Here is a 12,895-nt window from a genome sequence, read left to right as displayed (position 1 = left end):
TAGAATAGCGGGATTGTCAAAAGGAGAAACATGATGCAATTAATGCCATTACCTAATCGAGTGATGCGATGTGGTTCAAAGCGTTTGGATTTGTCGCAACCACATGTCATGGGCATTCTGAATGTAACTCCAGACTCTTTTAGTGATGGTGGAAAGCATAATGCCAAGGAGCAAGCCGTCGCCCATGCTTTGCAAATGATGGCTGATGGGGCGACAGTGATTGATGTTGGTGGTGAGTCAACACGTCCCGGTGCTGCGATGGTAGCAGTAGAAGAAGAAATCCGTCGTGTCATCCCTGTGGTTGAAGAGTTGGCAAAGCATGATGTTGTTATTTCAATTGATACTTCAGAGCCTGCAGTCATTAAAGCTGCAGTTGAAGCTGGCGCACATATTTGGAATGATGTCCGTGCATTAACCCGTCCGCATGCTTTGGAAACTGCAGCTGAACTGAATATTCCAGTCATTATCATGCATATGCGTGGTGAGCCGACCACCATGAACAATCTGGATCAATATGAAAATGTCACTACAGATGTAGTATCAGAATTGCAGCAACGTGTTGACGATGCCTTAAAAGCCGGTGTAAAAGCTGAAAATATCATGATTGATCCAGGCTTTGGTTTTGCCAAAAATGCCCAGCAAAACTTAAAACTGTTGAACGAACTTTATCAACTCAATGCGATGGGCTATCCGATTCTTTCAGCACTATCACGTAAGCGTTTTATTGGTGAAGCATTGAGTGGGGCAGATGCACAGCACCGTGCGGTCGGTTCTGTAGCAGCGCATCTTATTAGTATTCAGCAAGGTGCATGCATGGTTCGAGCGCATGATGTTAAAGAAATGAGTGATGCCATTAAAGTGTGGAAAGCCATGAATCAGGCCTAATCATCAGCGTCTTCAAATCAAAAAAAGTGGATTGAAGGGTCTCCTTTTTGTAGAGGTGTTTGGTAATTTTGTTACTTTGTGTTATACAGGCACGCTGAAATGCCTGCATTTTTTGAGTTGTGTATGTTTGAAGATTTACTTCTCCCCATGTTTGATGATGAATATTATCCCGATATTCTTGTTGCTGAAGTTAAGCAGTTTATTCAGCAGTTTGCGAAAAAAGTTGCAAAGGCTGATTTGTCGATAACAGAAATTTATCACTACGCTGCAGAAACCGTTGTTTTCATTAATAAGATGAAACCACAGTTTGATGATCTGGATTCCTCACTGGATGATACTGCAGCTGATTATATTGCTGAAGCCATGATGATGGTGGTACAAGATCAAGGATATATGGATGTTGAAATGGAAGAATTGGTATCCAATAGAGAGTGGTAAGCCACTCTCTATAACTTCACTGAGTTTCTGGTCTGTTAAAATTTATTTAAATCCGATAATAATTTGGACAGGTGACAACTTTTTTGCGGATACACTTCTGCGATCCCGTCTACCAATAAATACCTTTTGTCCTGTACTAAAGACGCACTGGCTCTCAAATTTAACCAAAAATCAGGATCTTGTTGGATCAAGCTTCTAATACGTTTTTCATCTTCTGGATGATTAAATGTCAGAACGTATTGGTCCTGAGATAAACTACAATGTGTGAAGAGCAGCTGATTTTTATCTTCGCTAATCGTGCCTGAAAATAAAGAATAAATAATCTCACTCTGTCTGTTAGCAACAGCAACGGGTTCTTTTGCATAAGTGGGTGATGAGGAGGTTAATATAAGCAAGCTGGCATATAGTAAATTTAGCAATGCATGGTTCTTCATTTTTATTATTTCTTTTTATAAATTTGATTTTATTGTAATAAGTCAGACATAAAAAAACCAGCATAACGCTGGGTCTTTATTGCACCATCTTAAAGATATTAAAATGGTGCCCGAGGCCAGACTCGAACTGGCACGCTTTGTGGGCGGGGGATTTTAAATCCCCTGTGTCTACCGATTTCACCACTCGGGCATGTGCGCAATGATAGAGGACGAAATAAAGCTTGGCAAGTATCTTTCAGTGCATTTGCTTTCTTTTCAATCAATTCATGTGCTTATGGCGATAAAATAATGGATTTTAGAAAGGGGTTAGATGAAAGGTGATTCAATATTCTTCTCTTGATTTAAGAAAATTAGAGAGCGTTTGATATTACATCAAGCTATCCAGATAGGTTTCCACATCTACATATTTATGTGTTTTGCACAGATCATTTTCATAACGGATCAGCTGTAGATGCAGTTCGATAAACTGGTTTTCTTGCTGTTGAAATTTTATATAGGTTGGTGAATTTTTGGCGTGAAATAGACGCTTGAATCTGATTTTATAAATTTGCTTATACGCCCAAAAGCAGATGCGCCGAGTTTCCTGTAAATAAAAATAATGTTCATTTTGGGTGCCTTCTAGAAACATATTTTCTTTATAAAAGCGCACAAATCCAAAACTTAGAGCAAAGAAAAATAAAATGAACTGTAAAAAAGTACTTTCTATATAAGCAATATTGAGGGTCTGCAACAGAATCAGTACTGCCAGTTTAACTGGGGTGTGCTGCAATTGTTGGTACAGTGAAGTGGAGCTGTGTTTAATTTGTTTGATGACCAGCGGCGTGTACAGCATAAACAATAACATAATCGCCAGAACAGCAATGCCTTGGGCACGAAACTCATTGAATTGCGCAAAATGTCCTGCAATATAATGCCCCAGACTCATAGACAGGGAGATGAAAATCATTGCTGCCAGTATCCATGGAATTAGTTCCTTCAATTCATCTAAAATTCCCTTGGTTTTGATCATGCTATAAAACAAATAATTTCTTTTAAACGCATTTGGGTACTGTTCCCGCATTTGTTTTAAAAAGAGCGCAGTCTGTTTATTGGTGATCATAGAGCGTGGAAGATAAATAGTAAGTGTTGCTAACTATAAATGATTTCAGTCTATTTGGCAGAAAAAAGTCACGATCTTTAATTTTTTGTCGACAATCTGAATGACTTCTCTTCTGCCATTCCCGGTTTTTTTCAGCATATTCTGATTTTAACAAAGAGGTGAAAATCAGGCTGAAAATAATCGCCAGACAGCAGATTTTATTCCTGTATTCAATGAGGAATTATGCGAAAATAGTGCTTTCATATTTTTTGTCCAAGGACAGTTCATGACTGATCAATCTCCCGAATCTTTAAGCGATATCGAAATTTTAGACATTTTACAGTCCATGAAAGACGATGAGCTGAATACTGAAGCGAAAGAGATGATCCGTAATGGTGGCAAGGCTGGTCGTCAGGAATCCCATAAACAGGCTTTGGTGGCTTTAAACACCAGCTTTGAAAACAAGTTTGTCGAAGCGGTGACTTTGGCACTGAACTTAAATGAAGCACAAAGTAAAAAGATTCGTTATAAAAAAGACCGTATTCGTATCTTAAAAGCACGTGGTATTGATTATTTGCTGATTGATGGTGCTGAAACTGCACAGGTTTTAGCGCAAGTGGCGCAAGCAATTGTACGTGAAGATGCGGTGGTGACTCATGATTTGCATAATATTTTCCCTTTCTGGAAAGAAGGCTGGCCGATGGTGCAATTCGATAATGCTTACAAAATTTTAGAAGAAGATATTAATATTCACTATCAGGCGGTTTTAGATGCTTTGATTGCTCAGTACTAAACAGTACTAAAAATAGAATCTCCGATATAAGTTAAAAGCACCTTAGGGTGCTTTTTTATTGAGCTTTTTGGTGATGTTTTAGGGATAGAACCAAGCTAAATGTTTTGATTGGCTAAATAAAAATTCGCCACTACCACTAGATGATAAGGGGGATAATACAACAGTTTGTCAAAACGCATGGTCTCATCATAGCCTTTTTGTTTACGTTCATAACTATATGGCGTAATCAAGCAGGTAAAGACCAGCAGCATAATTCCCAGCAGCAGAATTAGCGCTTGAGAGTGTTTATAGAAAAAATAATCAATTAAATAAAGACCTGAATAGAAACTCAGGCATGCAAACAAGGCTGAAAGTGACAGATTTATGGCTTGAGTCCATTTCATTATTTTTATTTATGTTTAAAGCTTAAGAAGAATCAGATTATTCTGATTCTTCTGTGTCGTTATTTTCCACTTCTTTTAGCAGCCGGGTGACTAAAAGCTGATCAATTTTAAAATGATCAACATCGACCACTTCAAATTTATAGTTGCCAAAGATTACAGTATCCGCAGGACGTGGAATCTTGCGCAGTTTATACATCATAAAACCAGCAAGGGTTTCATAGTTTTCTTCATCCGGCATTTCATCCATTTCGAGGGCATGTTTCAGATCCTCAATGGGTGTGCTGCCATCAATCAACCAGGAATTATTGTCTCGTTTAATGATTTGCTGATCGGCTTCAATCGGGGTAACCCAGTCGCCCATTACGGTAATCATAATATCGGAGAGAGTGATAACACCTACCACTAAGGCATATTCATTAATCACCACCGCAAACTTTTCTTTGGTAGAGCGGAAGCGATCCAATAATTCAGACAGGGTTAAGGTATCTGGAATGGTCAGCACATTACGAATGGTGCTTTCATTGAGTTGCAGCAAAGACTGATTGTTGAGGATACGGACCAAAATGTCTTTGGCGTCGACATAACCAATCACATCATCAATATTTTCACTACAGACCAGAAACTTGGAATAGGGATATTCAGCCAGTTTTTGCCGAATACTGGCTTCGGATTCTTTCAGGGTAAAGAACACCACATTTTCACGGGTGGTCATACTGGACGGTACATTACGTTCTTCCAGTTCAAATACGTTTTCAATGAAATGATGTTCCTGTTTCTGTAATACACCCGCCTGTGCACCGGCATCCATGACCGCCGAAATATCATCAAAAGTAATATTGTCTTCGCGTGTGGTGTTGACTTTAAACAGGCGAAACAGCAGATTGGCAATCGCATTGATAAACCAGGCCAAAGGTTTGCAAACGGTAATAAAGATTTGGATCGGGTCGATCACCGACACTGCAATTTTTTCCGGTGCGATCATGGCCAAACGTTTTGGCATTAAATCGGCAAATAAAATGAACAGGGATGTGACTAGGGTAAAAGAAAGCGCGAAGCTGATGGTTTCAGCCCAAGGGCCAGAATAAAAGCTTGACACAAGTTCTAGAAAATAGGGTCTAAAAGCCCCTTCACCTAAAATACCGCCTAGAATGGCGACTGCATTTAAACCGATTTGTGAGGCTGCAAAAAAGTCGGCTGAATTTTCCTGCAAGTCTAAGACTTTTTGAGCACGCTCATCGCCTGACTCAGCAAGTATTTTCAGTTTAACTTTGCGTGCACCCGCAAGCGCGATTTCAGTTAAAGATAAAAAACCCGCGCCGACAATAAGGATGACGATGATTACGATATTCTGGAAGAGGCTCACAAATCCACCTGTGGATCATCATTATTATGAATATTTTTAACACAAAAAAACATGAGGGAGTAAATCAATCACTTCCTCATGCCACAGTATAAGCTTAAAAAAGAAGAATTTAAGAATAAATTGAATTAATAATGTGAAAATTGCGAGTTATTCATTAAAAATTCACGATTTTCTTCTTCAATCATTTGGCGAGCTACATACAGGATTAGCTGACGTAACCAGCGATGTGCCGGATGATGATGAAGCAAAGGACACCAAGCCATCTTCAACTCAAACTCAGGAATATAGAAGGGAGGATCTTTAATCAATAAATTTTGATTCTTGGCTTGTAAACGTGCGATACGTGTTGGTAGTGTTGCTACAAGATCAACATTGGCGGCCAATAACCCCGGCATTTGATAGTGACGGGTAAAGACGGAAATTTTACGTTTCTGACCAATACGTTCTAGGGCTTGATCAATCCAGCCTAAACCTGCCTGTTTTTCAGGATTCACGCCAAAACCTACACCCATACCTGTTTTAGACACCCAGATATGTTGTGCATCTAGATAGCTTTTTAGGTTTAAGTTATTTGCAGCAGGGTGTTTATTGTTCAGTAGACAAGAGAAGCTGTCGCGCCAAACCAGCACTTGATGGAAACTTTGCGGAATTTCATTGAATCGGTTAATTGCTAGATCAACTTTACCTTGTTCCATATCGCGATAAGACACGTCACTTGGTGTTAAGAAATCGAGAACAACATTTGGGGCTTCAGAACGTAAAGCTTTAACTAGGCGCGGCACTAGCGTTGCTTCAGCATAGTCTGATGTCATAATTCGGAAGACACGATTTGATGTATAAGGACGGAACTCGGTACGGGGTTCCAGAATCATCGACAAATCAGAAAGCGCATCACGGATTCGAGGTTGAAGTTCTAAAGCGCGTTCTGTTGGTGTCATGCCTTCAGATGAACGAATCAGGAGAGGATCATTAAATAAATTGCGTAGACGACGCAGAATATTACTCATGGCAGGTTGGGTCACACCCAATTGTTCTGCAGCACGCGTTACATTTTTTTCGCGAAGGAGTACATCAAGATAAATTAATAGATTGAGATCGACTCGCTCCAGATTCATAAAAAAAATACCGAAAATAAAATCATGAAATTATTTGGATTATGCCATAAGCGACAAGGCTTGTGTAGGAATATTGATGAAAAAAAAGACGAGACCAGTATGCTGTTTTGTATAGATAGTGCAGGTCAAGCGTCAAGTAATCTGTATACATGCATATAGAATTTTTTGGTTTGAATTCAAGTCATCCCTCATGATGGATTATAGCCATCTTTTTCTTTATCAAAAAAAAAGCAAATTGAATAAATAAAATACAGTTGTATGCTGAATATTTTGAATAAAAAATCACAAAAATCATCCGGAAAATGGCAGGTCAAGCATTTTTCTCTGAAAGCAAGACTTAAGTCTAATGAAGAAAAAAACAGCATAATGAATAATTTGTAAGCAAAAACTGTTTTTGTGTTTTAATTAAAAATATTTTTAAAACAATGATTTAAAATTTTGAAACATAAATATAATAAGACTTTGATCTACATATTTTTTAAATAAATACTGAGAATTAACAGAGGATATTGGATTAATTTTTTAACTCAATCTAATCTGTGTTCATCTTAACGAAGCGCTCTAAATCTAAACAAATAATATGAGTAAGATTTTAGCCTTCGCTTGATGAAATCCTAATATTATTACAGGAAAATATCATGACTACATACCAAACAGCGATTGATGCAATCCGCGAATTAAAAGCGAAATTCGGCAACACTTGGGCGGACATCTCTCCTGAAGATGCTGCACGTATGCAAATCCAAAACCGTTTCAAAACCGGTTTAGACATTGCTAAATATACAGCTGCGATTATGCGTCGTGATATGGCTGCTTATGATGCCGATTCTAGCAAATACACTCAATCTTTAGGTTGCTGGCACGGTTTCATCGCACAACAAAAAATGATTGCGAACAAAAAATACTTCGGTACGACTGAACGTCGCTACATCTACCTTTCTGGTTGGATGGTTGCAGCACTTCGTTCTGAATTTGGTCCACTTCCTGACCAATCTATGCACGAAAAAACTTCTGTTCCAGCGCTAATTGAAGAAATCTATACTTTCTTACGCCAAGCAGATGCTAAAGAATTAAACGACTTGTTCCGTGCGCTTAAAAAAGCAAACGAAGCTGGTGATACTGCTAAAGCTGCTGAAATCACTGCTCAAATCGATGGTTTCCAAACTCACGTTGTTCCAATTATTGCGGACATCGATGCTGGTTTCGGTAACGAAGAAGCGACTTACTTACTAGCTAAGAAAATGATCGAAGCGGGTGCTTGTGCACTTCAAATCGAAAACCAAGTATCTGATGCTAAACAATGTGGTCACCAAGCTGGTAAAGTTACAGTTCCACACGAAGACTTCATCGCTAAGATCCACGCACTTCGTTATGCATTCTTAGAAATGGGTCTTGATGACGGTATCATCGTTGCACGTACTGACTCTGAAGGCGCTGACTTGACTCAAAAAATCCCAGTGGTTAAAGAGCCAGGCGACATCGCTTCTCAATACATCAGCTACTTAGACACTACTGAAATCGACATTTCAGAAGCGCAAGAAGACGAAATCCTAATCAAGCGTGATGGTAAATTACACCGTCCTAAGCGTTTAGCTTCTGGCTTATACCAGTTCCGTGAAGGCACTCAAATTGACCGCGTTGTACTTGACTGTGTAACTAGCTTACAAAACGGTGCTGACCTTCTTTGGATCGAAACTGCTACTCCAAACGTAGAAGAAATCGCTCACATGGTTAACCGTGTACGTGAAACTGTTCCAAATGCGAAGCTTGTTTATAACAACTCTCCTTCGTTCAACTGGACTTTAAACTTCCGTCAACAAGCTTACGACCGTTGGGTTGCTGAAGGTAAAGACGTTTCTGCATACGACCGCGCTAAGTTAATGAGCGCTGAGTACGACAACACTGAATTAGCTGCTGATGCTGATGAAAAAGTTCGTACATTCCAAGCAGACGCTTCTCGTGAAGCAGGTGTGTTCCACCACTTGATCACACTTCCGACTTACCACACAGCTGCTCTTTCTACTCATGAGCTTGCTCAAGGTTACTTCGGCGACCAAGGTATGCTTGCTTATGTAGCTGGCGTTCAACGTAAAGAAATCCGCGGTACGATTTCTTGTGTTAAACACCAAGCAATGGCTGGTTCAGACATCGGTGATGATCACAAAGAAATCTTCTCTGGTGACAATGCTCTTAAAGCGCATGACGATGCTAAAAACACAATGAACCAATTCGCTGCTCACTAAGCTCTGAATTGATTCGAAAAACCCGGCGAAAGCTGGGTTTTTTTTATGTCTGAAATAGTCATGTCATGATTTATTGACAATAAAAAAGCAGGCATTTGGCCTGCTTTTTATTTGTAACGGTATTTTTAAATTTAAGGCCATAAGATAATCAGCCAGGTAAAGAAAATAATGGAGAGTGCAACAAACTGTGCTGCACTGCCCATATCTTTGGCATTTTTTGATAATGGATGCTTGTCTAAGGATACTCTGTCTACCACGGCTTCAATAGCAGAATTAAATAATTCCACAATTAAGGCAAATAAACAGACTGCAACCATAATGGCATGTTCGGCGCGACTGACATTTAAGAAACAGCTGATTGGTATGAGTACTATATTAATCAAAACAATTTGCCGAAAAGCAGCTTCATTTTGAAAAGCGGCTTTAAATCCATCTATTGAATATTGTGTGGCATTTAATACACGCTTAACACCTGTTTTGCCTTTGAATGGGGAATAGGAATTCATGGTTTAGATTATTTGCTAGATTTTAGACAAAATACAGGATAACGCTTAAATATGTCTTAATTTAAAAAAAAGCGACGATTAAATTTTTATCCTAAAACTGATTGGACTTCGACGATGCAGAATTGCAAAGCGGTATGGTGAAGTAGAGGAATTATCTTTTATTGATGATTGTTTTAATGTGATTTTAGATTAAGAATGATGTGCTTTAAAGGAAGGTCTGAACCAATGCCATTAAATGATTAAAAGTAGAATTTATTTAAGCATGGAAAATACAGCGTTTAATTATCAATGAATTGTAGAATGCTCAAGAAGAGAGATACAGTACATGAGCATAGTTGAATAAAGCACTTATCTTCATAGTTTCTCCTTATTTATGCGGAAAAATAAGTTCATATTAAATCTTGTGATTTTTTAGCTTTTAGTCACTGAATATTTATATAAATTTGTTATCTTAAAACCAGTTTTATTGGCTAGTTTCTACCACCCACTTATACTGCGATCACCTTATATGCTGTCGAAATTTTTTATTCAACGACCTATTTTTGCCGGTGTATTGGCCATTATTGTGATGGCTTTGGGCATTTTTGCAGTGATGAGTTTGCCGGTGGAACGTTATCCTGACATCGCCCCGCCTAGAATCGCCATAAGTGCCAGTTATTCTGGTGCAGATGCTGAAACAGTAGAAGAAAGTGTCACTCAAATTTTAGAACAACAAATTAAAGGGCTGGATCATCTGCTGTATTTCAGTTCTAACAGTGACTCAACTGGCCGTAGCCGTATCAACATTAGCTTTGAAAATGGCACTGATCCTGATACAGCACAAGTTCAAGTACAAAATGCCATTAATAGCGTGCTCAGTCGATTACCTGAAGATGTACAGCGCCAAGGAGTAAATGTACTTAAATCTTTGGGGGATACTCATATGGTGATTGGACTGTATGATGAAACCCGAAACAGCAGCAATATTGAATTGTCGGATTATCTGTTAACGCATCTGGAATCAGAAATTGCCCGTGTCGATGGTGTTGGGGAAGTGGATGTATTTGGTTCACAATTTGCAATGCGAATCTGGCTGGATCCGACAAAACTGAAACAATATAAACTGATGCCGAGTGAAATTCAAAAAGCTGTAGAAGCTCAAAATGCTCAGGTCGCAGCCGGTGGCGTAGGTGAATTGCCAGTACAACAGGAACAGTATTTAAATGCAAAAGTGACTTCGGGTACGCGTTTAAAAACAGTGGATGAATTTAACAACATTATTATCAAGTCTAGCCCAGCCGGAGAATATGTTTATCTCAAAGATGTGGCTCGGGTAGAAGTCGGGGCTGAAAATTACCAGTCCTACAATACCATCAATGGTTATCCATCTGCAGGTATGGCGATTTCCTTGGCTTCGGGTGCCAATGCAATTCAGACCTCAAAACTGATTAATGAAAGAGTTGCGCATATTTCCAAGACTTTGCCTAAAGGCTATAAGCTGGTTTATCCGAATGACAACACGCCCTTTGTGCAAGAGTCGATTCATGAAGTCGTCAAAACATTATTTGAAGCCATTTTACTGGTCATCGTGGTGATGTTTATCTTTCTGCAAAATTGGCGTTCAACCCTCATTCCAGCCATTACAGTACCCATTGTGATTTTAGGCACTATGGCTGTGTTGTATCTGCTGGGTATGAGCATTAATACTCTGACCTTGTTTGCCTTGGTGCTAGCGATTGGTCTGCTGGTTGATGATGCCATTGTGGTGGTCGAAAATGTAGAGCGACTGATGCATGAAAAAGGCCTGTCTGCCAAACAGTCATCGATCGAGTCGATGCAGGAAATTAGTGGCGCCTTGGTGGGGATTACCTTGGTGCTCACAGCAGTGTTTATTCCAATGTCATTTTTTGGCGGTTCAGCAGGGGTGATTTATCGTCAGTTTTCAATTACTTTGGTCACCGCCATGACCATTTCACTAGCTGTTGCTCTGGTACTGACACCGGCACTGTGTGCCCTGATTTTAAAGCCTACCGAAAAAGCTTATGGCTGGGCCAACCGATTTAACAGTTTGCTCAATCAGCTGAAAAGCAAATATCTGAAACTGTCTCATTTGAGTATTCAAAACCGCCTGATCAGTTTAGTGGTTGCCTTGGCGTTGGTGTGCGTTTTTGCCTTATTTTACCGAACCCTGCCAACCAGTTATTTACCTAGTGAAGATCAGGGTTCGCTTAGTTTGCAAGTGACCTTGCAGGATAATGCACCAATGTCCAAAACCATTGCAATGGGCGAGGCAGTGCGTGCTTATTTTCTGGAGCATGAAAAAGCCAATGTCGATTTGGTGATGCTGCGTTATGGTCGAAACCGTAGCGGAACAGGGCAACATTTAGCGCAAGGATTTATCAAATTAAAACCATGGGATGAACGTGTTGGAAAAGAAAATTCTGCGGATGCGATTAAAACACGTGCCAGCAAGTTTTTCAGTAAAAATACAAATGCGCGGATTACAATTTCTATGCCGCCAGTGGTGAATGGTTTAGGCGATACCAACGGTTTAAATCTTTGGCTGCGCGACATTGATGGTCAAGGACGGAAAGCTTTAACGCAACAATTTAATCAGCTAAAACAGGATGCTAAACAGTATTCATCTTTTGAAAATTTAGATAAAAAAGCCGCACCGGATAAGGCTAATCTTGAGGTGAAGGTTGATCAACGCGCGGCTATGGCATCAGGCTTGGCACCTGCCGACATTAATAATACGCTTTCTGCTGCTTTGGGTGGCAAATATATTAATGATTTTATTGATCGCGGACGGATTAAGAAAGTCATTATGCAAAGTGATGCGGCTTTCCGGGCTAAACCAGAAGATCTGCAATACTGGTCAGTACGTAATAGCAATAATGAAATGGTGCCCTTTACCAATTTTTCTCAAGTTCGTTGGTCGGGAGGACCCGAAATTGTAAACCGTTTTAATGGCTATACCGCCATAGAACTTGAAGCCGATAAAGCAGCGAATGCCAGTTCTGGTCAAGCGATGCAGGATCTGGATCAATTAATTGGTCAAGTATCTGGCATTGATCTGGCATGGAGTGGTTTGTCTTTTGAGGAACAAAAATCAAGTCATCAAGCATTATTACTCTATCTGGTTTCGATTGGCTTTATTTTCCTGTGCTTAGCGGCACTTTACGAAAGCTGGTCAATCCCAACTGCAGTGATGGGCGCGATTCCTTTAGGCATCGGTGGCAATATCTTGTTCAGTTATTTTGCTGGCTTTCCTAATGATATTTATTTCCAGATCGCCTTGCTAACCACCATTGGCTTATCCTGTAAAAATGCCATTTTAATTGTTGAGTTTGCCTCACTGGCGCAAACACAAGGACGTAGTGTGATTGAAGCAGCTCTGGAAGGTGCAAGTCTGCGCTTACGTCCTATTCTCATGACCTCTTTGGCTTTTGGTGCAGGAGTCATTCCACTGGTTTTTGCTACAGGTGCGGGAGCAGCTAGTCGTCAGGAAATTGGAGTTAGTGTTTTAGGCGGAGTGATTTTTGCGACCATCCTAGTGTTGATCTTTATTCCATTTATGTATGTGCTGATTCGGACTATATTTAAAACTAAGCCACAATCCTGATCTGAGGAGATGTGTTTTAATGAAGCTTTAGACAGTCGTCTGGCATCGCATAC

Annotated in this window: 11 protein-coding genes and 1 tRNA gene; 5 read left to right on the top strand and 7 right to left on the bottom strand. The window is 39.8% G+C overall.

The features are described from left to right. The first annotated feature begins 33 nt into the window (after positions 1-33). The gene (gene folP / locus FB6_RS09045) at positions 34-885 is read left to right on the top strand and encodes a dihydropteroate synthase (protein WP_217427334.1); all 852 of its coding nucleotides are present in this window, start codon (positions 34-36) and stop codon (positions 883-885) included. 123 nt (positions 886-1,008) lie between these two features. Next, positions 1,009-1,323, top strand: a complete 315-nt coding sequence (locus tag FB6_RS09040; RefSeq protein ID WP_174559727.1) for a DUF5713 family protein — start codon at positions 1,009-1,011, stop codon at positions 1,321-1,323. Positions 1,324-1,358: 35 nt separating this feature from the next. Here the strand turns inward: FB6_RS09040 and FB6_RS09035 are convergent, their stop codons facing one another. The 3 genes from FB6_RS09035 to FB6_RS09025 form a co-directional block, all read right to left on the bottom strand. Next, a complete protein-coding gene (locus tag FB6_RS09035) occupies positions 1,359-1,757 on the bottom strand; it encodes a hypothetical protein (protein WP_174559684.1) in 399 nt (132 codons plus the stop codon). Positions 1,758-1,861: 104 nt separating this feature from the next. Beyond that, positions 1,862-1,947 (bottom strand) — tRNA-Leu (locus FB6_RS09030). Between the two features lie 177 nt (positions 1,948-2,124). Continuing rightward, complete coding sequence (locus FB6_RS09025; protein WP_174559683.1) at positions 2,125-2,856, bottom strand: hypothetical protein; 732 nt, start codon at positions 2,854-2,856, stop codon at positions 2,125-2,127. Positions 2,857-3,121: 265 nt separating this feature from the next. Here FB6_RS09025 and FB6_RS09020 point away from each other — a divergent pair, with 265 nt between their 5' ends. Further along, positions 3,122-3,628, top strand: a complete 507-nt coding sequence (locus tag FB6_RS09020; RefSeq protein ID WP_174559682.1) for a hypothetical protein — start codon at positions 3,122-3,124, stop codon at positions 3,626-3,628. A gap of 95 nt (positions 3,629-3,723) precedes the next feature. Here FB6_RS09020 and FB6_RS09015 read toward each other — a convergent pair whose 3' ends face one another. The 3 genes from FB6_RS09015 to FB6_RS09005 all read right to left on the bottom strand — a co-directional run bounded on the left by FB6_RS09015 (position 3,724) and on the right by FB6_RS09005 (position 6,489). Beyond that, a complete protein-coding gene (locus FB6_RS09015) occupies positions 3,724-4,011 on the bottom strand; it encodes a hypothetical protein (protein ID WP_254592219.1) in 288 nt (95 codons plus the stop codon). Between the two features lie 37 nt (positions 4,012-4,048). Beyond that, positions 4,049-5,374, bottom strand: coding sequence for a hemolysin family protein (locus tag FB6_RS09010; RefSeq protein ID WP_174559681.1), 1,326 nt, complete (start codon positions 5,372-5,374; stop codon positions 4,049-4,051). A 125-nt stretch (positions 5,375-5,499) separates the two neighbouring features. Next, positions 5,500-6,489: a LysR family transcriptional regulator gene (locus FB6_RS09005; RefSeq protein WP_174559680.1), complete on the bottom strand. Its 990-nt coding sequence runs from the start codon at positions 6,487-6,489 to the stop codon at positions 5,500-5,502. A gap of 638 nt (positions 6,490-7,127) precedes the next feature. On the opposite strand from FB6_RS09005, the gene FB6_RS09000 reads away from it, so the two are divergent. Continuing rightward, complete coding sequence (locus tag FB6_RS09000; protein ID WP_174559679.1) at positions 7,128-8,732, top strand: isocitrate lyase; 1,605 nt, start codon at positions 7,128-7,130, stop codon at positions 8,730-8,732. Between the two features lie 131 nt (positions 8,733-8,863). Here FB6_RS09000 and FB6_RS08995 read toward each other — a convergent pair whose 3' ends face one another. Then, positions 8,864-9,238, bottom strand: a complete 375-nt coding sequence (locus FB6_RS08995) for a diacylglycerol kinase (protein WP_174559678.1) — start codon at positions 9,236-9,238, stop codon at positions 8,864-8,866. 508 nt (positions 9,239-9,746) lie between these two features. Between FB6_RS08995 and FB6_RS08990 the strand changes: the two genes are divergently transcribed. Further along, entirely contained in the window at positions 9,747-12,842 is a 3,096-nt protein-coding gene (locus FB6_RS08990) for a multidrug efflux RND transporter permease subunit (protein WP_174559677.1), read from the top strand. Positions 12,843-12,895 lie beyond the last annotated feature (53 nt).

Origin of the sequence: Acinetobacter bouvetii (assembly GCF_902753875.1) — a bacterium.
Lineage (GTDB): Bacteria > Pseudomonadota > Gammaproteobacteria > Pseudomonadales > Moraxellaceae > Acinetobacter > Acinetobacter bouvetii_A.
This window is presented reverse-complemented; position numbering and strand designations above follow the sequence as displayed.

Coding starts and splice junctions, on each gene's coding strand:
- folP (WP_217427334.1), top strand. CDS start 34: ATGCAATTAATGCCATTACCTAATCGAGTGATGCGATGTGGTTCAAAG.
- FB6_RS09040 (WP_174559727.1), top strand. CDS start 1,009: ATGTTTGAAGATTTACTTCTCCCCATGTTTGATGATGAATATTATCCC.
- FB6_RS09035 (WP_174559684.1), bottom strand. CDS start 1,757: ATGAAGAACCATGCATTGCTAAATTTACTATATGCCAGCTTGCTTATA.
- FB6_RS09025 (WP_174559683.1), bottom strand. CDS start 2,856: ATGATCACCAATAAACAGACTGCGCTCTTTTTAAAACAAATGCGGGAA.
- FB6_RS09020 (WP_174559682.1), top strand. CDS start 3,122: ATGACTGATCAATCTCCCGAATCTTTAAGCGATATCGAAATTTTAGAC.
- FB6_RS09015 (WP_254592219.1), bottom strand. CDS start 4,011: ATGAAATGGACTCAAGCCATAAATCTGTCACTTTCAGCCTTGTTTGCA.
- FB6_RS09005 (WP_174559680.1), bottom strand. CDS start 6,489: ATGAATCTGGAGCGAGTCGATCTCAATCTATTAATTTATCTTGATGTA.
- FB6_RS09000 (WP_174559679.1), top strand. CDS start 7,128: ATGACTACATACCAAACAGCGATTGATGCAATCCGCGAATTAAAAGCG.
- FB6_RS08995 (WP_174559678.1), bottom strand. CDS start 9,238: ATGAATTCCTATTCCCCATTCAAAGGCAAAACAGGTGTTAAGCGTGTA.
- FB6_RS08990 (WP_174559677.1), top strand. CDS start 9,747: ATGCTGTCGAAATTTTTTATTCAACGACCTATTTTTGCCGGTGTATTG.